Annotated in this window: 25 protein-coding genes; 18 read left to right on the top strand and 7 right to left on the bottom strand. The window is 66.9% G+C overall.

Features of this window, described 5'->3' with window-relative positions; translation table 11 throughout:
- Positions 1 to 56 precede the first annotated feature (56 nt).
- The 7 genes from FHU13_RS02145 (at position 57) to FHU13_RS02175 (ending at position 6,861) form a co-directional block, all read left to right on the top strand.
- Positions 57 to 368: an FtsB family cell division protein gene (locus tag FHU13_RS02145; RefSeq protein WP_003597459.1), complete on the top strand. Its 312-nt coding sequence runs from the start codon at positions 57 to 59 to the stop codon at positions 366 to 368.
- A gap of 174 nt (positions 369 to 542) precedes the next feature.
- Positions 543 to 1,592, top strand: coding sequence for a pyruvate dehydrogenase (acetyl-transferring) E1 component subunit alpha (gene pdhA / locus FHU13_RS02150; protein ID WP_183434195.1), 1,050 nt, complete (start codon positions 543 to 545; stop codon positions 1,590 to 1,592).
- A 120-nt stretch (positions 1,593 to 1,712) separates the two neighbouring features.
- Positions 1,713 to 3,161 (top strand): pyruvate dehydrogenase complex E1 component subunit beta, encoded by a 1,449-nt coding sequence (locus tag FHU13_RS02155; protein ID WP_183434196.1) that lies wholly within the window; start codon positions 1,713 to 1,715, stop codon positions 3,159 to 3,161.
- 10 nt (positions 3,162 to 3,171) lie between these two features.
- On the top strand, positions 3,172 to 3,450 hold the full coding sequence (locus FHU13_RS02160) for a DUF5076 domain-containing protein (RefSeq protein ID WP_183434197.1): 279 nt from the start codon (positions 3,172 to 3,174) through the stop codon (positions 3,448 to 3,450).
- 33 nt (positions 3,451 to 3,483) lie between these two features.
- Complete coding sequence (locus FHU13_RS02165; protein ID WP_183434198.1) at positions 3,484 to 4,896, top strand: pyruvate dehydrogenase complex dihydrolipoamide acetyltransferase; 1,413 nt, start codon at positions 3,484 to 3,486, stop codon at positions 4,894 to 4,896.
- Positions 4,897 to 5,030: 134 nt separating this feature from the next.
- The gene (gene lpdA, locus FHU13_RS02170) at positions 5,031 to 6,470 is read left to right on the top strand and encodes a dihydrolipoyl dehydrogenase (RefSeq protein ID WP_183434199.1); all 1,440 of its coding nucleotides are present in this window, start codon (positions 5,031 to 5,033) and stop codon (positions 6,468 to 6,470) included.
- 238 nt (positions 6,471 to 6,708) lie between these two features.
- Complete coding sequence (locus FHU13_RS02175; protein ID WP_183434200.1) at positions 6,709 to 6,861, top strand: hypothetical protein; 153 nt, start codon at positions 6,709 to 6,711, stop codon at positions 6,859 to 6,861.
- A gap of 117 nt (positions 6,862 to 6,978) precedes the next feature.
- Here the strand turns inward: FHU13_RS02175 and FHU13_RS02180 are convergent, their stop codons facing one another.
- A complete protein-coding gene (locus FHU13_RS02180) occupies positions 6,979 to 7,947 on the bottom strand; it encodes a YoaK family protein (protein WP_312889541.1) in 969 nt (322 codons plus the stop codon).
- 34 nt (positions 7,948 to 7,981) lie between these two features.
- Between FHU13_RS02180 and FHU13_RS02185 the strand changes: the two genes are divergently transcribed.
- From FHU13_RS02185 to FHU13_RS02195, 3 genes are all read left to right on the top strand, one after another.
- A complete protein-coding gene (locus tag FHU13_RS02185) occupies positions 7,982 to 8,488 on the top strand; it encodes a 1,3-beta-glucanase (RefSeq protein ID WP_183434201.1) in 507 nt (168 codons plus the stop codon).
- A 116-nt stretch (positions 8,489 to 8,604) separates the two neighbouring features.
- On the top strand, positions 8,605 to 8,865 hold the full coding sequence (locus FHU13_RS02190) for a hypothetical protein (protein ID WP_183434202.1): 261 nt from the start codon (positions 8,605 to 8,607) through the stop codon (positions 8,863 to 8,865).
- Between the two features lie 99 nt (positions 8,866 to 8,964).
- Entirely contained in the window at positions 8,965 to 9,594 is a 630-nt protein-coding gene (locus FHU13_RS02195) for a L,D-transpeptidase (RefSeq protein WP_183434203.1), read from the top strand.
- A gap of 15 nt (positions 9,595 to 9,609) precedes the next feature.
- On the opposite strand, the gene FHU13_RS02200 is transcribed toward FHU13_RS02195, so the two are convergent.
- A complete protein-coding gene (locus FHU13_RS02200; protein ID WP_183434204.1) occupies positions 9,610 to 10,956 on the bottom strand; it encodes a PQQ-dependent sugar dehydrogenase in 1,347 nt (448 codons plus the stop codon).
- A 21-nt stretch (positions 10,957 to 10,977) separates the two neighbouring features.
- Complete coding sequence (locus tag FHU13_RS02205) at positions 10,978 to 11,193, bottom strand: hypothetical protein (RefSeq protein ID WP_183434205.1); 216 nt, start codon at positions 11,191 to 11,193, stop codon at positions 10,978 to 10,980.
- A gap of 208 nt (positions 11,194 to 11,401) precedes the next feature.
- On the opposite strand from FHU13_RS02205, the gene FHU13_RS02210 reads away from it, so the two are divergent.
- The 3 genes from FHU13_RS02210 to FHU13_RS02220 all read left to right on the top strand — a co-directional run bounded on the left by FHU13_RS02210 (position 11,402) and on the right by FHU13_RS02220 (position 13,743).
- The gene (locus tag FHU13_RS02210) at positions 11,402 to 12,139 is read left to right on the top strand and encodes a cell wall hydrolase (RefSeq protein WP_183434206.1); all 738 of its coding nucleotides are present in this window, start codon (positions 11,402 to 11,404) and stop codon (positions 12,137 to 12,139) included.
- Positions 12,140 to 12,273: 134 nt separating this feature from the next.
- On the top strand, positions 12,274 to 13,278 hold the full coding sequence (gene lipA / locus FHU13_RS02215; protein ID WP_183434207.1) for a lipoyl synthase: 1,005 nt from the start codon (positions 12,274 to 12,276) through the stop codon (positions 13,276 to 13,278).
- A 6-nt stretch (positions 13,279 to 13,284) separates the two neighbouring features.
- Positions 13,285 to 13,743, top strand: coding sequence for a type II toxin-antitoxin system RatA family toxin (locus FHU13_RS02220; RefSeq protein WP_183434208.1), 459 nt, complete (start codon positions 13,285 to 13,287; stop codon positions 13,741 to 13,743).
- A gap of 1 nt (position 13,744) precedes the next feature.
- On the opposite strand, the gene FHU13_RS02225 is transcribed toward FHU13_RS02220, so the two are convergent.
- Positions 13,745 to 14,170 carry an Lrp/AsnC family transcriptional regulator gene (locus tag FHU13_RS02225; RefSeq protein WP_183434209.1) on the bottom strand — a complete coding sequence of 142 codons (426 nt, stop codon included), beginning with the start codon at positions 14,168 to 14,170 and terminating at the stop codon, positions 13,745 to 13,747.
- A 131-nt stretch (positions 14,171 to 14,301) separates the two neighbouring features.
- Between FHU13_RS02225 and FHU13_RS02230 the strand changes: the two genes are divergently transcribed.
- On the top strand, positions 14,302 to 15,333 hold the full coding sequence (locus FHU13_RS02230; protein ID WP_183434210.1) for an ornithine cyclodeaminase: 1,032 nt from the start codon (positions 14,302 to 14,304) through the stop codon (positions 15,331 to 15,333).
- On the opposite strand, the gene FHU13_RS02235 is transcribed toward FHU13_RS02230, so the two are convergent.
- From FHU13_RS02235 to FHU13_RS02245, 3 genes are all read right to left on the bottom strand, one after another.
- Positions 15,330 to 15,668 (bottom strand): low molecular weight protein tyrosine phosphatase family protein, encoded by a 339-nt coding sequence (locus FHU13_RS02235; RefSeq protein ID WP_183434211.1) that lies wholly within the window; start codon positions 15,666 to 15,668, stop codon positions 15,330 to 15,332. The two genes, FHU13_RS02230 and FHU13_RS02235, sit on opposite strands and share 4 nt — an antisense overlap.
- Positions 15,665 to 17,452, bottom strand: coding sequence for an ABC transporter ATP-binding protein (locus FHU13_RS02240; RefSeq protein WP_183434212.1), 1,788 nt, complete (start codon positions 17,450 to 17,452; stop codon positions 15,665 to 15,667). Before FHU13_RS02240 ends, FHU13_RS02235 begins: the two co-directional genes overlap by 4 nt.
- Before the next feature lie 407 nt (positions 17,453 to 17,859).
- Positions 17,860 to 18,522 (bottom strand): hypothetical protein, encoded by a 663-nt coding sequence (locus FHU13_RS02245; protein ID WP_183434213.1) that lies wholly within the window; start codon positions 18,520 to 18,522, stop codon positions 17,860 to 17,862.
- A gap of 256 nt (positions 18,523 to 18,778) precedes the next feature.
- On the opposite strand from FHU13_RS02245, the gene cysC reads away from it, so the two are divergent.
- From cysC to FHU13_RS02265, 4 genes are all read left to right on the top strand, one after another.
- A complete protein-coding gene (gene cysC / locus FHU13_RS02250; RefSeq protein WP_183434214.1) occupies positions 18,779 to 19,390 on the top strand; it encodes an adenylyl-sulfate kinase in 612 nt (203 codons plus the stop codon).
- Between the two features lie 181 nt (positions 19,391 to 19,571).
- Positions 19,572 to 20,081 carry a (2Fe-2S)-binding protein gene (locus FHU13_RS02255; protein ID WP_183434215.1) on the top strand — a complete coding sequence of 170 codons (510 nt, stop codon included), beginning with the start codon at positions 19,572 to 19,574 and terminating at the stop codon, positions 20,079 to 20,081.
- Positions 20,078 to 21,127 carry a xanthine dehydrogenase family protein subunit M gene (locus FHU13_RS02260; protein WP_183434216.1) on the top strand — a complete coding sequence of 350 codons (1,050 nt, stop codon included), beginning with the start codon at positions 20,078 to 20,080 and terminating at the stop codon, positions 21,125 to 21,127. The genes FHU13_RS02255 and FHU13_RS02260 overlap by 4 nt, the downstream gene beginning before the upstream one ends.
- Positions 21,120 to 23,363, top strand: a complete 2,244-nt coding sequence (locus FHU13_RS02265; RefSeq protein ID WP_183434217.1) for a xanthine dehydrogenase family protein molybdopterin-binding subunit — start codon at positions 21,120 to 21,122, stop codon at positions 23,361 to 23,363. Before FHU13_RS02260 ends, FHU13_RS02265 begins: the two co-directional genes overlap by 8 nt.
- The last annotated feature ends 42 nt before the right edge of the window (positions 23,364 to 23,405 follow it).

The raw sequence follows: 23,405 nt of genomic DNA on the forward strand, positions 1-23,405 counted from the left end.
CACCTCGGCTGTGGAAACGCTTTCTTCACCCTGTTCGGGCGAGACTTCCACCTGCCATGGTCATCCGTCGCCGCGTCCGCGCCATCGTCGTCCCCGCCGTTCTCTGGACGGTGTCGGCTCTCGTTGTCGGCTACTTCGTGCATCAAGCCGAGAGCGGCAGTCGCGGTCTGGAGGCCAAGCGGGTCCTCAAGGTCGAAGCCTACGGGCTGACCCAGGAACTGAACGCTGCCAAGGCCGAGCGAGCGACCTGGGAGCACCGCGTTTCCCTGCTGCGAAGCGAGCAGATCGATCGTGACCTCTTGGAGGAGCGTGCCCGCGTCGTTCTCGGCCGCGTGCATGCCAATGACCTCGTCATCATCGGCCCTTAAATTTTATTTCCGCTAGACTAAACACTCAAAAGATTCATTTTGATTGTCTTTGCAGATTATCCACCGTTGCAACCGTGACGGTAACAGCACTTGATGGCTGTCAGCGCGCCCCTCGATTTCCGCAAATCGCTGCCCTAGAACCCCTCCCAACAGAGCGATTTCGGGAGGACACCGATGGCTGCAGGCAGCGAGGCAGGGAGACCTGCGGCGGGAACAGATGCACCGCAACATCGGCCGGCCCCGAATATTCCTCAATTCACGAAAGATGAAGATCTTCACGCCTACCGCGAGATGCTGTTGATCCGCCGCTTCGAGGAGAAGGCGGGCCAGCTCTACGGTATGGGTCTGATCGGTGGCTTCTGCCACCTCTATATCGGCCAGGAAGCGGTCGTCGTCGGCATGCAGATGGCGGGTGAGGACGGTGATCAGAACATCACCGGTTACCGCGATCACGGCCACATGCTCGCCTGCGGCATGGACCCCAAGGGCGTGATGGCCGAGCTGACCGGGCGCCGCGGCGGCTATTCCCGCGGCAAGGGCGGCTCGATGCATATGTTCAGCCGCGAGAAGCAGTTCTTCGGCGGTCACGGCATCGTCGGCGCGCAGGTCGCGCTCGGCACCGGCCTCGCCTTCGCCGACGCCTACCTCAAGAACGGCAAGGTCAGCTTCACCTATATGGGCGACGGCGCGGCCAACCAGGGCCAGGTCTACGAGAGCTTCAACATGGCGGCTCTTTGGAAGCTGCCAGTGGTCTACGTCATCGAGAACAACCGCTACGCCATGGGCACCTCGGTGGCCCGCGCCTCGGCGCAGACGGATTTCTCCAAGCGCGGCCTGTCCTTCGGCATTCCCGGCGAGCAGGTCGATGGCATGGACGTGCGCACGGTCCGCGAGGCCGCAACCCGCGCCATCCATCACGCCCGGTCCGGCGAAGGTCCCTACATCCTTGAGATGCAGACCTACCGCTACCGCGGCCACTCGATGTCCGATCCGGCCAAGTACCGGTCGAAGGATGAAGTCTCGAAGATGCGCGACGAGCACGATCCCATCGAGATGGTGCGCAAGCGCCTGATTGAGGCGCATGGCGTCCCCGAGGCCGACCTGAAGGGCATCGATGCCAAGGTCCGCGAGGTCGTCAACGAATCCGCCGACTTCGCGACCCACGATCCCGAGCCCGATCCCTCCGAGCTCTGGACCGATATCCTTCTCGAAGCCCGCGCCTGAACGTGTCGCCGACACGCCCCTGGACCGTTCCGGCCCGGGGGTTTTTGGTGAGGCCTTCGCAAGAACAAGCCCGCGAACAGTCCGCCCGACCGACGCAACCGGATCGATAGAGCAGCGCAAATGGCGACCGACATCCTGATGCCCGCCCTCTCTCCGACCATGGAGGAGGGAAAGCTCGCCAAATGGCTGAAGAAGGAGGGCGATCCGGTCAAGGCCGGCGATGTCCTGGCCGAGATCGAGACCGATAAGGCGACGATGGAGGTCGAGGCGATCGACGAGGGAATCCTCGCCAAGATCCTCGTTTCGGACGGAACCGAGAACGTCGCCGTCAACACGCCGATCGCAATCATCGCCGAAGAGGGCGAGGACGTGTCGGCGGCCGCCGCGAGCGGTGGCAAGGGCAAGCCTAACGGCGCCTCCGGCGGCGCACCGGCTCCGACACCCGACATGCAGGCCGAGGGTATGGCGGACAAGTCGGCCGCCAGCGCCAAGACCGGCGATGACGCGCAGCGCGCCCCGGCCTCGCCGGCCGTCATCACCAACAAGGCGCCGGACCCGGTGATGGAAGAGTTTCCCGCCGACTCGCCCATGAAGACCACGACCGTGCGCGAGGCCCTGCGCGACGCCATGGCCGAGGAGATGCGCAGGGACGAGAAAGTCCTCGTGATGGGCGAGGAGGTCGCCGAGTACCAGGGCGCCTACAAGATCACGCAGGGGCTGCTTCAGGAGTTCGGCGCGCGTCGCGTGGTCGATACCCCGATCACCGAGCACGGCTTTGCCGGTATCGGCGTTGGTGCGGCCTTCATGGGTCTTAAGCCCATCGTCGAGTTCATGACCTTCAACTTCGCCATGCAGGCGATCGACCATATCATCAACTCGGCGGCCAAGACTCTATACATGTCCGGTGGTCAGCTCGGCTGTCCGATCGTGTTCCGCGGCCCCAACGGCGCCGCTGCCCGTGTCGGTGCCCAGCACAGCCACGACTACGCCGCGTGGTACTCGAACGTGCCGGGCCTCAAGGTGATTGCGCCCTATACGGCGTCCGACGCCAAGGGCCTGCTCAAGGCCGCGATCCGCGATCCAAATCCGGTCATCTTCCTCGAGAACGAGATTCTTTACGGTCAGTCTTTCCCGGTGCCGGAGATCGAGGATTTCGTCCTGCCGATCGGCAAGGCACGCATCCACCGCCCCGGCAAGGACGTGACCATCGTCTCCTTCTCCATCGGCATGACCTACGCCCTCAAGGCGGCTCAGGCGCTGGCCGAGGAGGGCATCGAGGCGGAGGTGATCGATTTGCGCACGATCCGTCCGATGGACAGCGCCACGGTGGTGGAATCGGTGAAGAAGACCGGTCGCTGCGTCTGCGTCGAGGAGGGATTCCCGCAATCGGGTGTCGGCGCCGAGATCGTCGCTCGCCTGATGGCCGATGCCTTCGACTACCTCGACGCGCCCGTGCTGCGGGTGACCGGCAAGGACGTGCCGATGCCTTACGCCGCCAACCTCGAAAAGTTGGCACTGCCGAACGTGGCGGAGGTAATCGAGGCGGTCAAAAGTGTCTGCTACAAGTAAGCCGAAGTAAATGTCGGAAAAGTTCGAAGAACTTGAGATCCCACCGGACGCCCTGGAACAGGGCGGGATCGAGATCGTGCGCGCGTCGATCGTCGATGGGGCCGTGAGCGTGGCGCTCCGGCGTGCCTTCGACGATCCGGCGACCTGGGGCCGCCTGCTGATCGACCTCGCGCGGCAGGCCGCCCGCGCCTACGCCCTGGAAACGGAGAGCTCGGAGGAGGAAGCCTTCGAGCGCATCCGTGCCGGGTGGGAGGCGGAAACCCTCGACCCCAACAACGCCCTCAACTGACCCCTCCTTTCAAGGCCGCTCGGGAACGATACGATGCCGATCAACGTCCTGATGCCCGCGCTCTCCCCGACCATGGAGAAGGGCAACCTCGCCAAGTGGCTCAAGAAGGAGGGCGACGCCATCAAGTCTGGCGACGTGATCGCCGAGATCGAGACCGACAAGGCGACCATGGAGGTCGAGGCGGTCGATGAGGGCGTGCTCGCCAGGATCCTCGTGGCCGAGGGTACCGCCGACGTCCCGGTCAACGAGCTGATCGCGCTGATCGCCGAGGAGGGCGAGGATCCGGGCAGCGTTCAGGCGCCCAAGGGCGGCGCCGAGGCGAAGACCGCCCCGGTCGAGCCGAAGGCTACGCCCGATCAGAACGCCGCGCCCGACGGCGCTCACGCCGCCTATGCCAGAGTCGATCAGGCACCCGAAGGTGCCAAGCCGAACGGCACCGCCCAGCCTGCGGCTCAGGGATCCGGCGGCCGCGTCTTCGCCTCGCCACTCGCCCGCCGCATCGCCAAGCAGGAGGGTGTCGATCTCTCGGCCGTGAAGGGCTCCGGTCCCCACGGCCGCGTGATCCAGCGCGACGTCCAGGCGGCGATCGAGGGTGGTACGGCCAAAGCCGGCGCGTCGGCAAAAATCGAGGCGCAGACTGCAGCCGCGCCGTCCGCGGAGAAACCCGCTCCGAAGGCGCCGACCGCGGGCGGGGCCCCGGCCGGCCTCAGCCTCGAGCAGGTCAAGGGCTTCTACGAGAAGGGTAGTTTCGAGGAAGTTCCCCTCGACGGCATGCGCAAGACCATCGCCAAGCGCCTCACCGAAGCGATGCAGGTCGCGCCGCACTTCTACCTCACCGTCGATTGCGAACTCGATGCGCTGATGAAGCTGCGTGAGACGCTGAACAGCGCAGCCGGCAAGGACAAGGACGGCAAGCCGCTGTTCAAGCTTTCCGTCAACGACTTCGTCATCAAGGCGATGGGCCTCGCGCTCACCCGCGTCCCCGCCGCCAATGCTGTCTGGGCGGAGGACCGCATCCTGCGCTTCAAGCACGCCGAAGTGGGCGTCGCGGTGGCGATCGACGGCGGCCTGTTCACGCCGGTGATCCGCAACGCCGATCAGAAGACGCTCTCCACCATCTCCAACGAGATGAAGGACTTTGCGGGCCGTGCGCGCGCCAAGAAGCTGAAGCCCGAAGAGTACCAGGGCGGCGTCACCTCGGTGTCGAACCTCGGCATGTTCGGGATCAAGCACTTCACGGCAGTGATCAACCCGCCGCAATCGACGATCCTCGCGGTCGGTGCCGGCGAGAAGCGGGTCGTCGTCAAGGACGGCGCTCCGGCGGTGGTCCAGGCCATGACCGCGACGCTCTCCTGCGATCACCGCGTCCTCGACGGCGCGCTGGGCGCCGAGCTGATCGCTGCCTTCAAGGCGCTGATCGAGAACCCGATGGGAATGCTGGTGTGACGTTCTTCGGTCCCAGATGCCTTCCACACGGAGGATCCAGGGACCGGTGACGTGCAGGACAGAGCGGTGCGGAGCCTCCCGCGCCGTCCCACACCGCCCTCCCAGCGAGGGGAGGGGAACGCGCGGAGAGCTGAATGTCCGAAACTTACGACGTCCTCATCATCGGGGCGGGACCCGGCGGCTACGTCACCGCAATCCGCTCAGCGCAACTCGGCTTCAAGACTGCCGTGATCGACCGCGAGCATCTCGGCGGCATCTGTCTGAACTGGGGCTGCATTCCGACGAAGGCCCTGCTGCGTTCGGCCGAGATCTACCACTACATGCAGCACGCCTCCGATTACGGCCTCTCGGCCAAGGAGGTCAGCTTCGACGCGGCGGCGATCGTCAAGCGCTCCCGCGGCGTTTCGAGCCGGCTCAATGGCGGCGTCGGTATGCTGCTGAAGAAGAACAAGGTCGATGTGATCTGGGGCGAGGCCTCAATCGAGTCCGCTGCCAAGGGTAACGAGCCCGGCAAGGTCACGGTCAAGGAGACCAAGCGCGCCGAAGCCCCGAAGGGCGCCAAGGGTGCGGGCACTTATTCGGCCAAGCACATCGTCGTCGCGACCGGTGCGCGGCCGCGCGTCCTGCCCGGCATCGAGCCCGACAAGAAGCAGATCTGGACCTATTACGAGGCCATGGTCCCGGAAAAGATGCCCAAGAGCCTGCTGGTGATGGGCTCGGGCGCCATCGGCATCGAGTTCGCCTCGTTCTACCGCACCATGGGTGCGGAGGTGACGGTGATCGAGCTGCTGCCGCAGATCCTACCGGTCGAGGATGCCGAGATCGCCGGCCTCGCCCGCAAGCGTTTCGAGAAACAGGGCATCAAGATCCTCACCGGCGCCAAGGTGACGAAGGTCGAGAAGGGCGCCGACTCGGTCACCGCCACGGTCGAGGACGACAAGGGCAAGACGCAGCAACTCACCGCCGAGAAGCTCATCTCGGCCGTCGGCGTGGTCGGCAATATCGAGAATCTCGGTCTCGAGAAGCTCGGGGTGAAGATCGAGCGCGGCGTCGTCGTCAACGACGGGCTCGGGCGCACCAACGTTCCCGGTATCTACGCAATCGGCGACGTCGCCGGTCCGCCGATGCTCGCCCACAAGGCCGAGCATGAGGGCGTCATCTGCGTCGAGACCATCAAGGGCTTGCACACGCACCCGATGGACAAGGGCAAGATCCCGGGCTGCACCTATTGCCACCCTCAGATCGCCAGCGTCGGCATCACCGAGGGGAAGGCCAAGGATCTCGGCCTCTCGATCAAGGTCGGCCGCTTCCCCTTCGCGGGCAACGGCAAGGCGATTGCGCTGGGCGAACCGGACGGCCTCATCAAGACGATCTTCGATGCCAAGACCGGCCAGTTGCTGGGGGCTCACATGATCGGTGCCGAAGTGACCGAGCTGATCCAGGGCTACGTCGTCGCGATGACCCTCGAGACGACCGAGGAAGAGCTGATGCACACGGTCTTCCCGCACCCGACACTCTCCGAGATGATGCATGAGAGCGTCCTCGACGCCTATGGCCGGGTGATCCACGCCTGACGGGACCGATAAAGCCGAAAACGGCTTCAATGGGCGCGCAGGACCAGGCGTGATGCCGCGATCCCGCGCGCTTTTTTGACGTGTCCCTCCGACTTCGCACCATCCCGCGCTGGAGCGTGAAATTTAGCGGTGGAAGGTGGTACCGGCACCTACAAAATAAGCTTTGGTTGTATTCTCGCAGGTGAGGCTCTTCGTACACGGAGAGCCAAGCGCCCTTGATGCGAAGACCTGCAGCTCCATGATCATACGTGTCCTTCTGCTCGTCATCGGCTTTGCTGGCCTCTACGCTTCGTTGACCGTGATGCAGGTCCACCTCTACGTCACGCTGCTGCTGCTGTTCCTTTGCGCTGGACCGTTGAGCTACATCGTCTTCCGCGAGGAGCATGAGTAGGCGAGCTCGGTCGACCGGCGCCTGGACGATCATCCGAGACAGCGGCCGGCACACGGCCGCCTAGCCGCCTCCATCGACGCCGCCGATGTGTCGGCATGGGCCGCTTTCGGGAAGCGCTCAGGAGGCGTTCTGTCGACGCGCCGAAGCGATGCCGGGGATTGCCATCAGAGCCAGCAGGCCGGCGGCAACGAACAGAAGGGCAGTGCCGAAAACGCGCCACGCCATCACGCCCGTGACACCCCCAGCTAGGAAGGCGGCCACCGTCACGCCGTAGAGCCGCATCTTCTCTCGATCCGGTCCTAAGGTGTCATCACCACGCGACAGTCGGTGAGCGAGGCCGATGCCGAGATCCGTCACCATGCCGGTCACATGGGTGGTGCGCACCCGCGCATCGGTGATCTGTGTGATCGTGGCGTTCTGCAGGCCGAGCAGAAAGCTGAGCCCGGTCACGAGAATGGCGCCGTGCCACCCTGCAGGCAGCCAGAGACCGAGGAGGCCGAGGCTGACGAGCAACACGGCTTCGGTCAGAACGCTGTAGGCGTAGACGCCGTACAGCCGGCGATGGCGGCCCGCGCTGATGAGCAGCGTCGCACTCATGGCCCCGGCCATGAAGGCGGCAATCAGCGCCAGAATCGGCAGGGCAAGTGCCAATTGGCCGAGGCCAAGGTGATCGGCGAGGGCCGACACGTTTCCGGTCATGTTCGAGGAGAAGGTCCCGAAGGCGCAGAAGCCGGCGGCGTTCAATGCGCCGGCGATCCCCGCGAACGACCAGGCGAGGCGACGGTCGATGCCCGGGGTTCGGCTTTGGCCTTCGTGGACGAGCATCGTGCGAGGATCGGCGATCGAAAAGTGTAGGTCGATATCACTGTAATCGTCATACCCCTTACACAACCTGTCCAACCGTCCGACTTCGTCGCGCTTTCGAAGCCTCAGCGCTTCTCCTCGGCGGGCCGACGCTTCGACTGCCCGTGCCGCTCTTGGCCGTCGTTGTTGTGCCTGTTCGGGGGACAGAACCGATCTGCCAGCATTGCAGCCTCCTGTCGGCACAGCGGCAACTGCGCCGCCGACCCGGCGTTGCCCCTCCATGCTCGCGAAGGCTTATGCAGGGGAGGGAATCGCGATGGCGGGGAAGCGGACGCTTCGGTTTGGCCTGCTGGTCCTGAGTTTGGGGCTCGGTGGCGCGCCCGCCCTGGCACAGACCTCTGCCGGCGGCGGCCTGCCCTCCGGCTTCACCGCGCCCGGTCTTCCTTTCGGTCCCACTTCGACGGTCGCGACGGTCGCGGCGCCCACCGCGACCATGGCCATCGCGAATCCCGGAGGTTTGAGCTTCGGCGGCGCGTCCGGAATCTCGGGTCTCGGCATGTCCACGCCGGGCATTTCCACCAATGCCGGTGGCTTGAGCTTCGGCGGCGGAAGCGCCTCGGCCGCTCCCGGCGGTGCTGGCCTGAGTTCCGGCGGCGGCGGGATCGGGGCCGCGGCTCGGCGCCCGTTGGACGACGTGACCGGCAGCATCGGATCGGGCGGAGGGGGTGCGCCCGCAGGGGCCGGCATCTCCGGCGGTGCGGGTTTCTCTCGCAGCCCGACCGATGCCTATTTCGACCCGCTCAGCGGCTCCGGCCTGCGCTAAAGACATGACGGCCGCGGCCGAACGGGATGTCCACAGCCTCGACAGGTCCCGGTAAGGTCTCGTTAACCATTTCGGCACGTTCTATCTTCGTTCTCACACCGAGTCGGAGAGAGACCATGCCCAAGCCCCAGATGGCCGAGCGAAGCCACGGCACGTCCGCCCGCTCCGCCGATCCGCGACAGGAGAGAGCGGCTTCCTGCCCGGTGGAGGAGATTGCCCAGGCCTATCTCAGCAGCACGCAGGGCGATGCGGGGATTGCTCTGCGCTGCGCCATCACCGACGCGCTGTCGGACCTGATGGAGGCCGAACGCCGCGCCCGTGAGAACAGCCGCCTCATCTCCCGTGGCTTCGTCCGCAGCGCGTTGTCGGCCCGGTGAGGCGCCCATGACGCCTTCGCGTTCGCGGCGTTGAGGCGCACCGCTTGAAGCGCGGCGCAGGAGGCGCATTTTGCATGCATCGAACTCGGGACGATCGCCATGCGCTTGCCTCTCCTCGCGGTTCTCGCGAGTCTTGCCCTGATCGCCGCAGCCCCGGCGGCGCGGGCCGATCTCCTCATCGCCGTCGACAAGGATGCTCAGCGCATGAGCGTCGCGGTCGATGGCGCGCCCCGTTACAACTGGCCCGTCTCGACGGGCGTCGCGGGCCACGACACGCCGAACGGCAGCTACCGGCCGTTCCGCATGGAGAAGAGTCACTTCTCCCGCGAGTGGGACAACGCGCCGATGCCGCACGCGATCTTCTTCACGCAGGTCGGCCACGCGATCCACGGCACTACACACACCCGCCGCCTCGGCCGCGCCGCCTCGCACGGCTGCGTTCGCCTCTCACAGCGCAACGCCGCCACGCTGTTCGCCCTGGTGAAGCAGCAGAAGATGGCCAACACCCGCGTCGTCATCGAGGGCAGTGTCGGCGACGCTCCGGTGGCCGAGATCCAGCGGCCTACGCGGGCGCGCTCGGCCCGACGCGGCAACGACGAGGGCGTGGTGGCGGTGCGCTCGCGCGGTCGGACCTGGGAAGACGAGGCTTACGGGCCGCCCGTCCGCCGCTATCGGGACGTGTTCGACGAGGGCTACGGTGTCGGCGCGGGCTACGGCGATCTGTACTGATGGCGCGCAGCCGGATCAGTTCGACGCCGTGGCCCCGGTCACCCGCCACACCGTATTCCCGACATCGTCCGTCACCAGCAGCGCGCCGGCCTTGTCGATCGCCACACCGACCGGCCGGCCTTGGGCCTTCTCGTCGGCGTTGAGGAAGCCGGTCAGCGCATCGACTGGCGCGCCGGCGGGTTTGCCAGCCTGGAACGGCACGTAGATCACCTTGTAACCGCTCTTCGGGCGGCGGTTCCACGAACCGTGCTGGGCCACGAACAGGCCGCTCTTCCAGGCGTCCGGCAGCATCGACTTCATCGAGAACGCGATGCCGAGGGATGCCGTGTGCGTGCCGACGGCGTAGTCGGGCGCGACCGCCAGCTTCACCTTCTCCGGCTGCGGTGGCTGCACCCGTTGGTCCACGTGCTGGCCCCAATAGCTCCACGGCCAGCCGTAGAAGGCGCCCTCCTTCACGCGGGTGATGTAGTCCGGCACGAGATCGCTGCCGATCTCGTCGCGCTCGTTCACCACCGTCCATAGGTTGCCCGTCGCCGGCTCGAAGGCGAGGCCGTTAGGGTTGCGCAGGCCGTTGGCGTATTCGCGCATCGCCTTGGTGGCGAGGGTGTATTCCCAGATCGCGGCGCGGCCCTTCTCGATGTCGAGGCCGTTCTCGCCGACATTGCTGTTCGAGCCGACGGTAATGAAGAGCTTTTGACCGTCCGGGCTCGCAACGACGTTCTTGGTCCAGTGATGATTGATGCCGGCGGGCAGGTCGACGACCTTTTCCGGGCTCGCCGCGATCTCCGTCTGGCCCTCGGAATAGGGCACGCGCACCAGCGCATCCGCGTTCGCGACGTAAAGGTCGGAGCCGACCAGCACCATTCCGAAGGGCGATGTGAGCCCCTTGAGGAAGACGTGGCGCTCCTCGGCAACGCCGTCGCCGTCCCGGTCGCGCAGGAGCACGATGCGGTCGGCGCTGGCGCCGCCAACCCCGGCCATGCCCTTCACCTTGTCAGCGACCCAATTGGTGACGCTGGTCGAGTGGTCGCCGGATTTCGGCGCCTGGCTCTCGGCAACGAGAACATCGCCGTTGGGCAGAACATAAGGCCAGCGCGGATGGTCGAGCCCCGTGGCGAAGGCGGCGACACTCAGACCTTCCGCCGCCTTCGGTTTGGCACCGTCGCGCCAGCGCGCCACGCGGGCGATGTTGACGCTGGGCATCAGCGTCGGGTTCGGCGCCGGCAGGGACGGGCTCGACCCGCTGCTCGCGGCCACGTCGAGCGAGGCGGATTCCGGATAGACGATGAAGCGCAGGAAGGCCGCCCCACCGAGCAGCACGACAACGAGCGCGGACAGCCCGATCTTGGCGGAGGTGCGCATCGAGACCTCGACGAAAAGGGGTCAGGCGAGCGCGGCGGTAGTCTGCATGGCGGCTTCGTCGGCGCCGGGATGGCGGCGGGCCGAGTAATAGAGTCCGATCGCATTCCAGAACGCGTCGCGCTGCTCGTGGGTGAACCGCTGCAGCGAAACGTCCAGCGCCGCGCGACCGGCTGCGGCAGCCTCCTCGCGCATCCGCTCATCGAAGGCGACAGGGGATTCCGCATTCGCTTCCACCATGGCCCGACCCTTCGTTGACGATGCTCCAGCGCGACCAACGCTCAAGCTTACCGCTCCGTTCAATCGTCGTCGCGTGGAGCCTAGAGGCGGGCGTGTGACAAAGGCCACACCCGCCCGGATTCGAGATCCAGGCTTAACAGTTTCTTTGCTCCTGTAGGCAGAATGGTCCAGCTTAATCAACCAGCGTCGTTAGCCTTCAGGAGCCTGCATGCAAGCCGACCGGACCTTCCGTCTTCTCTGCCTCTTCGGGCTAGCGCTGACCGGTTCGGGTCTTGGGGGATGCGGTCTGCTTCCGCATCAGGCGGAGCTGACGACGGGTTCGATCGCGACGAGCGCCAAGGTCGTGCAGGCGCCGACTGCCGCCGACAAGGAGTGCCTCGCCCGGGCGATGTATTTCGAGTCGAACCGCAGCGACGAAGAGGGGCTGCTCGCCGTCGGCACGGTGGTGATGAACCGCCTCGACGCACCGGCCTATCCCGGACGGATCTGCGAGGTCGTCGGCCAGAAGCGGCAATTTGCCAACGGCGTGCTGACGAAGCCCGTGCGCGATCAGGACCGGCCGCGCCTGGAGAAGGTTGCCGACGCGCTGCTCTCGGGCACGCGCCACGAGGGAGTCGGCCCGGCGCTGCACTTCCACACCGCTGGCTACAAATTCCCGTACGACAATATGCACTACGTCGCCGCGGCCGGCGGCAACGTCTTCTACGAGAAGAGCGACCGCGAAGGTTACCTGCCGGCGGTCCAGCCTCGCGCTGTGGTGCAGACGGCCACCGGCCGCCTGATGCCGCTCCAGGTCGCCGCCGCGAATTCCGGCATGATCGGCCTGCCGCTCACCGGCCGTGTCCAGCCGACGCTGACCGCCGAGTACACCGCACCGAACGCGCCCGAGCTTCGCATCCCCGGCCCAGCGCGCTACGCCTCGGCCCCTGGGCACGACAAGCACTGAGGATCGTGATCTGACGGGGTTACGGCCGGGGCGGGTTGTCGCTCCCGCCCTATGCGTCGAGAGCGCGAGGTCTTAAGTCAGGAACGCGGCCGGGTCGCCCGGTCCGGCTCCCGTGAGGCTTACCCCGCACCGCCATGGCCGTCGTCCTCGATCTCCTGAACCACGACACTCGGCCGAAGCTGGATGCACCCGCGCGTCCGCGCCATCCGGAGAAGGCGCACCGGCCTGACACCGCCATCCAGCGGAAGCCGGACTGGATTCGGGTCAAGGCGCCGGGCTCGAAGCTCTGGGCCGAGACCAAGGACATCGTCCGCGCCAACAACCTCGTCACCGTCTGCGAGGAGGCGGGCTGCCCGAACATCGGTGAGTGCTGGGAGAAGCGGCACGCCACCTTCATGATCATGGGAGATACCTGCACCCGCGCCTGCTCGTTCTGCAACGTGCGCACGGGGCTTCCGGAGGCGCTCGACGGGGCGGAGCCGGAGAAGGTGGCCGAGGCCGTGGCCAAGCTCGGGCTTCACCACGTCGTGGTCACGTCGGTTGATCGCGATGATCTCAAGGATGGTGGCGCCGAGCATTTCTCACGCACCATCGCCGCGATCCGGCGGGCGAGCCCCGGCACCACCGTGGAGATCCTGACCCCCGACTTCCTGAGAAAGCCCGGCGCTCTCGAAGTCGTCGTCGCGGCCAAGCCCGACGTGTTCAACCACAACCTCGAAACCGTGCCCGGCAAGTACGTGACCGTCCGGCCCGGCGCCCGCTACTTCCACTCCGTGCGCCTGTTGCAGCGGGTGAAGGAACTCGATCCGACGATCTTCACCAAGTCCGGCATCATGGTCGGCCTCGGCGAGAAACGGAACGAAGTCGTGCAACTCATGGACGACCTGCGCTCGGCAGAGGTCGACTTCCTCACCATCGGCCAATATCTGCAGCCTACCCGCAAGCACCATGAGGTCGTGCGCTTCGTGCCGCCGGACGAGTTCAAAGCCTACGAGACCACGGCCTATGCCAAGGGCTTCCTGCTGGTCTCGGCGACGCCGCTTACGCGCTCGTCGCATCACGCCGGCGAAGATTTCGCTCGGCTGAAGGCCGCCCGTCTGGCCAAGCTCGAGCCCGCACCCGTCGCCGTCAGCGCCTGAGCCCGAATGCCATCCTTCCGCATCACGAGGAAAGTGCGCCACTCGGCGACGCAGATGTATGATCTCGTCGCCGATATCGAGCGCTATCCCGAGTTCCTGCCGCTCTGCGAGTCGCTGCGTGTGCTGCGCGATGCCGAGGGGCCGAACGGCACGAAGGTGCGGGTCGCGGAGATGGGCGTCGGCTACAAGGCGATCCGCGAGCGTTTCACGACGCGCGTGAGCCTCGACCGCGAGAACCGTAAGATCGTCGCCGAATACATCGACGGCCCGTTCAAGCACCTGGAGAATCGCTGGACATTCCGCGATCTGGAGGGCGGGGGCTGCGAGGTCGATTTCTTCATCACCTACGAGTTCAAGAGCCGGACCCTCGGCCTCCTCATGGGCACGATGTTCGACCGCGCCTTCCGCAAGTTCACCGACGCATTCGAGGGGCGGGCTGCCGCGATCTACGGCGCAGCCGCCTGACTCAACCGCCCTTGCGGGCCGCGAGCAGGATGCTGGTCTCGGAATTGGCGATCCCCTCGAACTGACGAATCGTGCGCAGCAGCGAGTCGAAATCGCCCAGCGTCGGAACCTCGATCTCGGCGACGATGTCCCAGCGGCCGTTGGTGGTGTGAAGCGCCCTGATCTCCGGTAGGCCGGACAGGCGGCGAATCACGCTCTCAGCATGGCGCCCATCCACCTCGATCAGCGTCACCGCGCGCACACCTCCGGGCTCAACGTCCCGCACCGTGACGGTAAAGCCGGTGATGACGCCGGACGTCACCAGACGGTCGAGCCGCGCCCGTACCGTCGCTCGCGTGACGCCGAGGGCTGCCGCGAGCTTGGCCACCGGCATTCGCGCCTCGGTCCGCAGCAGGGCGATCAGCTGACGATCGGTCGCGTCGAGCATGGGCTTCCCACCTTGCGCAGCCGAGCTTAGCAGATCGAGCGATTACCTGTCCCGATCGCGCATATCTGCGGCTGTCGATGGTCCGCTTTTTTCAGCCATGCTCGCGCCGAGACACATCTCGGGAGACGGACGTGACGCGCTACATCGGCAGTGGTGAGATGGCGGCTCTGCTGCGCCGGGAGGGGCCGGAGCCGATCCTGCGTCGCCTCATTGCCTACCTGCGCGCCGATTTCTTGCGCTGGCCGGATTTCGATCTCGCCCCGCGCCTCGCCAGCCACTCGGCCGGCGGCGTGATCGAGTTGATGCCGATCGCGGACGCGCAGCTCTATACCTTCAAGTTCGTCAACGGCCATCCCGGCAACACCCGGCTCGGCAAGCAGACGGTCGTCGCGTTCGGCATGCTCGCCGACATGGCGACGGGTTATCCGCTGCTGATTTCCGAGATGAGCGTGCTGACGGCCCTGCGTACGGCGGCGACCTCGGCGCTCGCGGCGTCCCTGCTCGCGCGGCCCGAGAGCCGCTCCATGGCGCTGATCGGCACCGGCGCGCAGGCGGAGTTCCAGGCGCTCGCCTTCAAGCTGGCACTCGGCATCAGCGAGATCCGGCTGTTCGACGTCGATTCGGCGGCAATGGCGAAGGCGCGAGCCAACCTCGAAGGCCAGGGATTGCGGCTCGTCTGCGCCAGTTCCGTCGATGAGGCGGTGGCGGATGCCGACATCGTGACCACGGCGACGGCCGATAAGACTCGCGCCACGATCCTCACCCCCAACCTCGTGCAGCCGGGCCAACATCTCAACGCCATCGGCGGCGACTGCCCCGGCAAGACCGAGCTGCACCCGGACATCGTGGCACGCGCCCGCACGATCGTGGAGTACGAGCCGCAATCGCGTGTCGAGGGCGAGATCCAGCAGATGCCTGCGGACTATTCCGTCACCGAATTGTGGCGCGTGCTGCGCGGCGACGCACCGGGCCGCGTCGGCCGGGACGAGATCACCCTGTTCGACTCGGTCGGCTTCGCGCTGGAGGATTTTTCGGCCCTGCGCTGCCTGCGGGACATCGCCGGCTCCGGTCCGGGACTCGACCTCATCCCCGAACCGGAGGATCCGAAGGATCTGTTCGGGTCGGTGTTTTTGCGAGGTGGGGCGTTCGAGCAAGCGGCTTAGCCAGCCTTGCTTCCAGGCGGGAGGAACCGTCCCGCCCGCGCCTCCAGCAGGCGCACCAGCGCCGGGTCCATGAAGGCGTAGTCGTCGCGCACGTCCAGACAGACGATCCGGGCGTGCCGCAGGGCCGGTCCGAAGCGGCGCATCAGCTTGCGCCGGTGCGCCCGCTCCATCACCACGATGATCTCCGCCCAGGCGAGGTGGTCGGCGTCCACGGGCTCGTCGGCGTCGTCCGAGACACCCGCGGAAGCGGTCTCGACGCCGGGAAGGTGCGAAAAGACCTGCTCCGCGGTCGGGCTGCGGGCGCGAGCCCGACCGCAGACGAACAGGACCCTCACGCGCTCTCCGCCAGCACCGATTGCCGCTCGAACAGGGCGCGATAGGCTCCGTTCGGACGGCGCATCAGTGCGGCGTGCGGCCCGTCCTCGACGATGCGGCCGCGCTCGAACACCAGGATGCGGTCGAGCGCGCGCACGGTCGAGAGGCGGTGGGCGATGACGATCGCGGTGCGCCCGCGCATCAGCCGCTCCATCGCCTCCTGCACCAGCGCCTCCGATTCCGAGTCGAGGCTGGAGGTCGCCTCGTCGAGGATCAGGATTGGCGCGTCGGCGAGGAAGGCGCGGGCGAGGGCCACCCGCTGCCGTTCGCCGCCGGAAAGCTTGACGCCGCGCTCGCCCACCAGCGTGGCGTAGCCCTTCGGCAGCCGCGCGATGAAGTCGTGCGCGTTGGCAAGCCGTGCCGCCCGCTCGATTGCCTCCGCCGAGGCACCAGGCCGGCCGTAGGCGATGTTCTCGGCCAGCGAGCGGTGGAACAGCACCGGCTCCTGCGGGACGATAGCGACCTGCGCCCGCAGGCTCGCCTGCGTCACGCCCGCCACGTCCTGTCCGTCGATGAGCACGCGCCCGCCGCTCACGTCATAGAGCCGCTGGATCAGCTTGACGAAGGTCGTCTTGCCCGACCCCGAGCGTCCGACGAGGCCGATGCGCTGCCCGGCTGGAATCGTCGCCGTCAGCCCGTCATAGAGCGGCGTGTCGTGGGTGCCGTAGTGGAAGCGCACCGCGTCGAAACAGATCGCGCCGCCGCTCACGGCGAGTGGCACCGCGCCCAGGCGGTCGGCGACACCCACCGGCTCGGCGTCGAGGGCGACCAGTTCCTCCATCTCGTTGACCGAGCGCTGCAGGTGGTTGATGTGACCGCCGATGTCGCGGAGATAACCGTGCACCACGAAGTAGGTGGTGAGCACGTAGGCAACCTCGCCCGGACTCGCCTGGCCCTGCCACCACAACCATAGTGCCGTGGCGACGATGGCGGTGCGAAAGGCGAGGAGAAGTCCGAGCTGGGCCGTGCCGCTCCAGGTCACGATCATCCAGGTGCGCCGGGTGCGGCGCCGCCATTTCGACAGAACCCGGGCAAGCCGCTCGTCCTCCCTCGCCTCGGCACCGAAGGCCTTCACCACCGCGTTGTTGCCGATCGTGTCGCTGAGCGCGCCACCGAGCCGCGTGTCGAGGGCATTTGAGAGCGTCGCCGCAGGGGCGATGACCCGCGTCGCCAGAACGATTGCGGTGCCGATATAGGCGAGCGCGCCGAGGCCGATCACCGCGCCCATCACCGGCCAGTGCAGGCCGAGCACCACCGTCGTGCCCGCCAGCACGACGACGGAGGCCAGGATGGAGAGCAGGAGCACGTCGTTCAGCCCGTCGAGCGCCCACATCCCACGCGAGATTTTGCGCACGGTGGAGCCCGAGAAGGTATTGGCGTGCCACTCGGTCGAGAAGCGCTGGACTCGGGCAAAGCTCCGGCGGGCGACGTCGGTCATCGTGCCGAGCGTCAGCGGCACCACGAGGCTCCAGGCGATGTGGCGCAGCAGCACCGTTGCGAGGCTCAGCGCCGTCATGGCGCCGAAGGCCGGCAGCGCCGCCTGCAGCGCGGCGTGCCGCTCAGCACCGGCGAGCGCGTCGACGAGGCGCCCGGCATAGAGCGGCAGCATCACGTCGGCCAGTGTGGCAAGCGTAATCGCCGCCACGAGGGCGGAAACGAGACCGAGGCGCTCGCGCCAACCCCGGACGACGAAGGCGAGGACGCGGCGGACAACGTCCGCGCGCCGGGGAGAAGACAGAGACATGGCAGCGCCCGACGGCGAAGCGTCGGCTCCGAGAGACGCGGCGACCGCTGCTCGAAGGCGCGGCGCGGCGATCAGACTAGGGAGGGTGCGGCAGCCGCCAGAGCCATCAGGTCGGGCGGCGGAGGAATGCGCCTAGGCGATTCCAGCAGGAGACGAAGCGAATCCTGCGCGAGGGGAGACGATGCCGACAACCATACTGCGCCTCCCTGCTCGAACGCGATCACATCCCTCGCTAATCGAGCCGGATCCGATTCGCAACGTCCAATGCAGCTTAGTTCAGGCCTTCGACGTGTCGGACGGCCGTGATGGCAGAATCTGCGAAGGCGCGTTCCGCGTGCCGAAGAAACCTTGTTTGCGGAAAGAACTGCTGAAAGGCCTGCTGCCGCTTGTCACCAAGACGTGCCTCATCACCGCGTATCTCGACGCCAGCGCGCCTCGGCTCGGCCGTAGAGATCGACATCATCCGGATTCAGTTTTTCGATGTGCGCACGCATCTCGGGTCCAAGGGAGGGAGCGGTCAAACGGCTCAGTGGTGAACGCCGGTTGCGGTGAAGCACAGGGAAAGCGGTGCCAAAGCGGGCGTTGAGACGCGAAATGAAACCGGCATAGTCCGACAGGATCCCGATCACGCCGATCTGATCGAGATCGGCAATGCCAAAGGACCGGGTCTGGATGTTCCGGTTCTCAGGCCTCTCGATGAACGCCTCGAAGTGGTCCTGAGTGCGCTTCTGCGCCTTCTGAAAAGTATAGTACGAGAGCACCTGCTCGGGCACGGGCCGGAACAAGGCGAATGCACGGGCCGGGTCGTAGCAGGGCAGGTAGGCCGCGCTCATGTGACTTGCGAAGAAGGCTATGTCGTGCGCGATGATGTAGTCGGAGAGCGCCGCAAGCTTACTCTCGATCGACATCTCCGGGCTGTGATGCATCACTGTGTTCGCGAACGGGCTGGTCGTCTTCGCATCCCGCCCGTAGGCCATAAGGATCTTTGAGCGTGGAAAAATCTGTTCGGCAGCGCGGCGCAGGCTTGTCCCACCCGTCTTCGGCAGATGGATGAAGAAAAGTGGCGCCATCCGAGCCAATCACCCGTCCCGTTGCCATACTTGGCCGATCGACTTTCTGATGAAGGACGGTAGGATTTTTTATCCTACGCACGCGTTAACATCTGTAAGTTTTGCATTTTGGCTCAAACCGTAGCATTTCCTTTCCGCATGCTGTGAGGGCCGTTTCTCGGCCGCAGCCGGCTCGAGCCGGAGGAAACCCTTACCGGGTGCACTCAGAGCGTCGATCGATGGCGATCGTGGCAGCCAAGGAAAACGCTTCAAGGCGATGAATCTCACAGCAAATGATAGCTTGAATGTGACGTGGCAGCCGCTGCAACCGCGCGAGAGACGCTGGGCACGGATGGGGCAGCGTCCGGCCATCGCGTGGCTGACCGGTCTTTCCGGTGCCGGAAAATCGACCATTGCCGACGCGGTCGATCGGGGGCTGACGGAAGCCGGCCGCAGCACCATGGTGCTCGACGGCGACAATCTGCGTCAGGGGCTCAATCGAGATCTTGGATTCACGGCGGCAGACCGGGTCGAGAACATCCGCCGCGCTGCAGAGGCCGCGCGTCTTATGGCGGATGCCGGCCTCGTGGTGATCGTCTCCCTGATCTCACCGTTCCGCGCCGAGCGTGCGACGGCCCGGGCAATCGCAGGCGACATCCCCTTCCTTGAAGTCTTCATCGACACACCGCTCTCGGTCTGCGAGGCCCGCGATCCGAAGGGCCTCTACGACCGTGCAAGAGCTGGCAAAATCCCCAACTTCACCGGGATCTCGGCGCCCTACGAGGTGCCGGAGGCGCCGGATCTTGCGCTCAAGACCCGGAATCAGGCCGTGATAGAGAGCGCGCAGCCGCTTATCGATGCCCTGCTGCGCCTGAGCGCGGACGCGTAGATCGGGGCGGCGTAGCGCATTTCGGTCCGGACTGCGCGGCGGGCGAGTGAAGTCACCCGAACTGTGCCTTCGCGATCGAGAGAGGCGCTGATCGGTTCCGTTTCGCCGCACTGGTCGCGGGAAACGGCCGGGCTAATTGAAAAGCTTCCAGACAGGAAGCGAGCCCGGGAGCCGTCTCCGCATGACGTTTCGTCTGACGCTGACCGTCAACGGTCAGCCCCGCGCGATCGAACTCGACGATCCGCGCGTCACCCTCCTCGATCTCTTACGCGAACGGCTCGGCCTCACCGGTTCGAAGAAGGGCTGCGACCGGGGCCAGTGCGGCGCCTGCACCGTCCTCGTGGACGGTCGCCGGGTCAATTCCTGCCTCGCCCTCGCCTTGAGCCTCGACGGCGCTGACGTTCTGACCATTGAAGGCTTGGCTCACAGTTTGGCACCGGGCGAGCCGCTTCACCCGGTCCAGGCTGCCTTCATCGAGCATGATGGCTTCCAGTGCGGCTTCTGCACGCCGGGGCAGATCATGAGCGCCGTCGGATTGATCCACGAGGGACGTGCGGGCGACGACCCTGAGCGGGTGCGCGAGGGAATGAGCGGCAATCTCTGCCGCTGCGGGGCCTATATCGGCATCACTCAGGCCGTCCTCGACGCGCAGGCGCGCATGGCCGGCCCAGGTCAGGGAGGCGCCGCGTGAACCGCTTCGACTACGTCCGCGCGGGCAGCGTCGCCGAGGCCGTCGCGGCGGCAGCCGAGCCGGGCGCTGCCTATCTCGCTGCCGGCACCAACCTGCTCGACCTGATGAAGGGCAATATCGCGCGCCCCGGACGGCTCGTGGACGTCACGCATCTGCCGGGCCTCGACCGGATCGAGCACCTGCCCGGTGGCGGAGTGCGCATCGGCGCCCTCGTGCGCAACAGTGACCTCGCCTACGATCCGGACTTTGCGAGAACGCACCCGGCCGTGGCCGAAGCGCTGCTATCCGGCGCATCGGCGCAGTTGCGCAATGCCGCAACCGTCGCCGGCAACCTGCTGCAGCGGACCCGCTGCCCCTACTTCTACGATCCCGCCAGCGCCTGCAACAAGCGCGATCCCGGAGCCGGCTGCGACGCCCGCAGCGGCGAAACGCGGCTCCATGCCGTGCTCGGCTGGAGCGAGCACTGCATCGCGACGCATCCGTCCGACTTCTGCGTTCCGCTGGTCTCGCTCGACGCGGTGGTGGAGATCGAGGGCAAGGCTGGCGCCCGCGACGTGCCGCTCGAAGCACTCTACCGGCTTCCGGATAGCCGGCCGGACCGGGAGACGGTGCTGGCGCCCGGCGACCTCATCGTCGCCCTGCGACTGCCGCCGGAGGCCGCGGGTTTCGCCGCGCATTCCCGCTACCTCAAGGTCCGCGACCGCACCTCCTACGCCTTTGCCGTGGTCTCGGCCGCGGCCTCGCTGCGGTTCGAGGGCGGGCGGATCGGCGAGGCGCGGGTCGCGCTCGGCGGCGTCGCTCTCAAGCCGTGGCGCGCCCGCGCGACGGAGGCGGTGCTGGCCGGCGCGGAGCCGAACGAGCGGAGTTTCGGAGAGGCGGCCGATGCGACCCTGGCCGATGCCCATCCCTCCGGCGACAATGCCTACAAGATCGAGCTGGCCCGCCGCCTGATCGTACGGGCGCTGACGCTTGCCGCCGCAGGCACACCGGAGCGCATGCCGGCGCTTCCGGCCTCCGCCTTCTCGGGAGACGCGCTCCATGCCTGACATCGCCTACGAGCAGGCCCGGCACGGGTCGAGCATCGGGCAGCCGCTCACCCGCCGCGACGGGTTCCTCAAGGTCACCGGAGCGGCGACCTACGCCGCCGATAACCGGCCGGAGGGGCTACTCCACGCGGTGGTGGCGGTGAGCCGCATCGCCCGCGGCCGGGTGGCCAGCCTCGACGTCGCCGCGGCCAAGGCCCATTCGGGCGTGGTCGAGGTGATGACGGGCACCAACGCCCCGAGGCTCGCCCAGGACCCGGACGCGAAGCACAACCCCTTCATGTTCAGGCTGGACCTGCTGCAGAACGACCGGGTCCGCTACGCCCACCAGCCGATCGCGGTAGTGATTGCCGAGACGCTGGAGGCTGCGACCGAGGGCGCCGAGTTGCTGGCCCCGCGCTACGAGGTGGATCCGCCGCAGATCGGGCTCGATGCCGGCGAACCGCAGGAGCCCGAGGGCGTCGGCGCGGGCGACAAGGCGATCGTGTCCCGCGGTGATGTCGAGGCCGGGCTGGATCAGGCCGAGCGCCGGGTTGAGACGACATACGAGACGGCGGCGCAGTATCACAACGCCCTCGAACCCCACGCCATCGTGGCGCAGTGGGACGGCGACCGGCTCATCGTCGACACGCCGAGTCAGGGATTGGCCATGGCCAAGATGCGGCTTGCCGGCCTGTTCGGCCTCGACCCAAAGAGCATTCTGGTCCGCTCGCCCTATCTCGGCGGCGGCTTCGGCTCGAAGGGCTTCCTCTCCGGTCCCCAGGTTCTCGGCGTGATGGCGGCCAAGCTCGTCGGCCGCCCGGTGAAGCTCGTGCTGCGCCGGGAGCAGATGTTCGGTCCCGTCGGCCACCGCGCCGAGACGCGCCAGACGCTCCGGCTCGGCACTGACGCCTCCGGAGCGCTGACCGCCCTCGACCACCACACTCTGACCGCGACGAGCCGCTTCGACGAGTTCTACGAGCCGGCCAGCGCCATTTCCCGCTACCTCTATGCCGCGCCCGCAGTCTCGACACGCCATTCCGGCGTGCGGGTCGATACCGGCACGCCGCTCTTCATGCGCGCGCCCGGCGAGGCTTCGGGCAGCGTCGCGCTGGAGGGCGCCATCGACGAGATGGCGGAAGCCTGCGGCCTCGATCCGCTTGAATTCCGGCTGCGGAACTACGCCGAATCCGAACCGATCTCCGGCCGGCCCTTCTCTTCGAAAGCCCTGCGAGAGTGCTACGCGCAGGGCGCCGCTCGCTTCGGGTGGGACAAGCGCGGCCCGGTCCCTCGTTCCATGCGCGATTCCGCCGGCCGCCTCATCGGTTATGGCATGGGCACGGCCCTGTTCCCTGCTCTGATGATGCAGGCAGAGGCGCGGGCCGAGATCCGGGCCGACGGCACCGGCACGGTGGCCCTCGGCGCTCACGACATGGGGCAGGGCGCCTGGACCGCGCTGGCACAGATCGCCGCCGATGGCCTCGGAATCGACCTCGACCGGCTCGATTTCCAGAGCGGCACCTCGGACCTGCCGAATGCCGGCATCGCTGGCGGCTCTGCCCACACGGCTACCGCCGGCACAGCGATCCATTCCGCCGCCGCCGCGGTGCTCGCGCAACTCGCCGACCTCGCCACCAACGACGAGCGCTCGCCCCTCTACGGGGCCGGCAATGCCGGCGTTTACGCCCGCGGCGGCCGGCTGGTGCGCCGGGACGACGAGGGACGCAGCGAGGCGTTCTCCGAGATCCTGAACCGGGCCGGCCGGACCTCCGTCTCGGCGCAAGGACAGGGCGCCCCCGACCCGGCCTCCCGCGAAGCCTACGCCATGCACGCCCACGGCGCGGTCTTCGCCGAGGTCAGCATTGATCCCGATCTCGGTCAGATCCGCGTAACCCGCCTCGTCGGCGCCTTTGCCGCTGGCCGCGTCGTCAACCCGCGCCTCGTCACGAGCCAGTATTACGGCGGCATGATCTGGGGCGTGTCCTTCGCGCTCCACGAGAAGGCCGTAGTCGATCCTCGCTCGGGCCGCGTGATGAACGCCAATCTCGGCGAGTACCACGTGCCGGTGAATGCCGACGTGCCGTCGATCGATGCCATCCTCGTGGACGAGCACGACCCGCACGTGAACCCGCTCGGCATCAAGGGCGTCGGCGAAATCGGTATCACCGGCACGGCCGGCGCCATCGCCAACGCGGTGTATCACGCGACGGGGATCAGAGTGCGCAAGACGCCGATCACGCTGGACCAATTGCTGGGATAGGGGCGAGCGTCGTTGCGAGGCGGAGCCGAAGCAATCCAGCGC

It is taken from the genome of Methylobacterium sp. R2-1 (assembly GCF_014191355.1).
In the GTDB taxonomy this organism is placed as follows: Bacteria; Pseudomonadota; Alphaproteobacteria; order Rhizobiales; family Beijerinckiaceae; genus Methylobacterium.

What these genes read in the sequence shown, in the direction of transcription:
- FHU13_RS02145 (WP_003597459.1), top strand. Translation starts at nt 57, where the DNA reads ATGGTCATCCGTCGCCGCGTCCGCGCCATCGTCGTCCCCGCCGTTCTC.
- pdhA (WP_183434195.1), top strand. Translation starts at nt 543, where the DNA reads ATGGCTGCAGGCAGCGAGGCAGGGAGACCTGCGGCGGGAACAGATGCA.
- FHU13_RS02155 (WP_183434196.1), top strand. Translation starts at nt 1,713, where the DNA reads ATGGCGACCGACATCCTGATGCCCGCCCTCTCTCCGACCATGGAGGAG.
- FHU13_RS02160 (WP_183434197.1), top strand. Translation starts at nt 3,172, where the DNA reads ATGTCGGAAAAGTTCGAAGAACTTGAGATCCCACCGGACGCCCTGGAA.
- FHU13_RS02165 (WP_183434198.1), top strand. Translation starts at nt 3,484, where the DNA reads ATGCCGATCAACGTCCTGATGCCCGCGCTCTCCCCGACCATGGAGAAG.
- lpdA (WP_183434199.1), top strand. Translation starts at nt 5,031, where the DNA reads ATGTCCGAAACTTACGACGTCCTCATCATCGGGGCGGGACCCGGCGGC.
- FHU13_RS02175 (WP_183434200.1), top strand. Translation starts at nt 6,709, where the DNA reads ATGATCATACGTGTCCTTCTGCTCGTCATCGGCTTTGCTGGCCTCTAC.
- FHU13_RS02180 (WP_312889541.1), bottom strand. Translation starts at nt 7,947, where the DNA reads ATGGAGGGGCAACGCCGGGTCGGCGGCGCAGTTGCCGCTGTGCCGACA.
- FHU13_RS02185 (WP_183434201.1), top strand. Translation starts at nt 7,982, where the DNA reads ATGGCGGGGAAGCGGACGCTTCGGTTTGGCCTGCTGGTCCTGAGTTTG.
- FHU13_RS02190 (WP_183434202.1), top strand. Translation starts at nt 8,605, where the DNA reads ATGCCCAAGCCCCAGATGGCCGAGCGAAGCCACGGCACGTCCGCCCGC.
- FHU13_RS02195 (WP_183434203.1), top strand. Translation starts at nt 8,965, where the DNA reads ATGCGCTTGCCTCTCCTCGCGGTTCTCGCGAGTCTTGCCCTGATCGCC.
- FHU13_RS02200 (WP_183434204.1), bottom strand. Translation starts at nt 10,956, where the DNA reads ATGCGCACCTCCGCCAAGATCGGGCTGTCCGCGCTCGTTGTCGTGCTG.
- FHU13_RS02205 (WP_183434205.1), bottom strand. Translation starts at nt 11,193, where the DNA reads ATGGTGGAAGCGAATGCGGAATCCCCTGTCGCCTTCGATGAGCGGATG.
- FHU13_RS02210 (WP_183434206.1), top strand. Translation starts at nt 11,402, where the DNA reads ATGCAAGCCGACCGGACCTTCCGTCTTCTCTGCCTCTTCGGGCTAGCG.
- lipA (WP_183434207.1), top strand. Translation starts at nt 12,274, where the DNA reads ATGGCCGTCGTCCTCGATCTCCTGAACCACGACACTCGGCCGAAGCTG.
- FHU13_RS02220 (WP_183434208.1), top strand. Translation starts at nt 13,285, where the DNA reads ATGCCATCCTTCCGCATCACGAGGAAAGTGCGCCACTCGGCGACGCAG.
- FHU13_RS02225 (WP_183434209.1), bottom strand. Translation starts at nt 14,170, where the DNA reads ATGCTCGACGCGACCGATCGTCAGCTGATCGCCCTGCTGCGGACCGAG.
- FHU13_RS02240 (WP_183434212.1), bottom strand. Translation starts at nt 17,452, where the DNA reads ATGTCTCTGTCTTCTCCCCGGCGCGCGGACGTTGTCCGCCGCGTCCTC.
- FHU13_RS02245 (WP_183434213.1), bottom strand. Translation starts at nt 18,522, where the DNA reads ATGGCGCCACTTTTCTTCATCCATCTGCCGAAGACGGGTGGGACAAGC.
- cysC (WP_183434214.1), top strand. Translation starts at nt 18,779, where the DNA reads ATGAATCTCACAGCAAATGATAGCTTGAATGTGACGTGGCAGCCGCTG.
- FHU13_RS02255 (WP_183434215.1), top strand. Translation starts at nt 19,572, where the DNA reads ATGACGTTTCGTCTGACGCTGACCGTCAACGGTCAGCCCCGCGCGATC.
- FHU13_RS02265 (WP_183434217.1), top strand. Translation starts at nt 21,120, where the DNA reads ATGCCTGACATCGCCTACGAGCAGGCCCGGCACGGGTCGAGCATCGGG.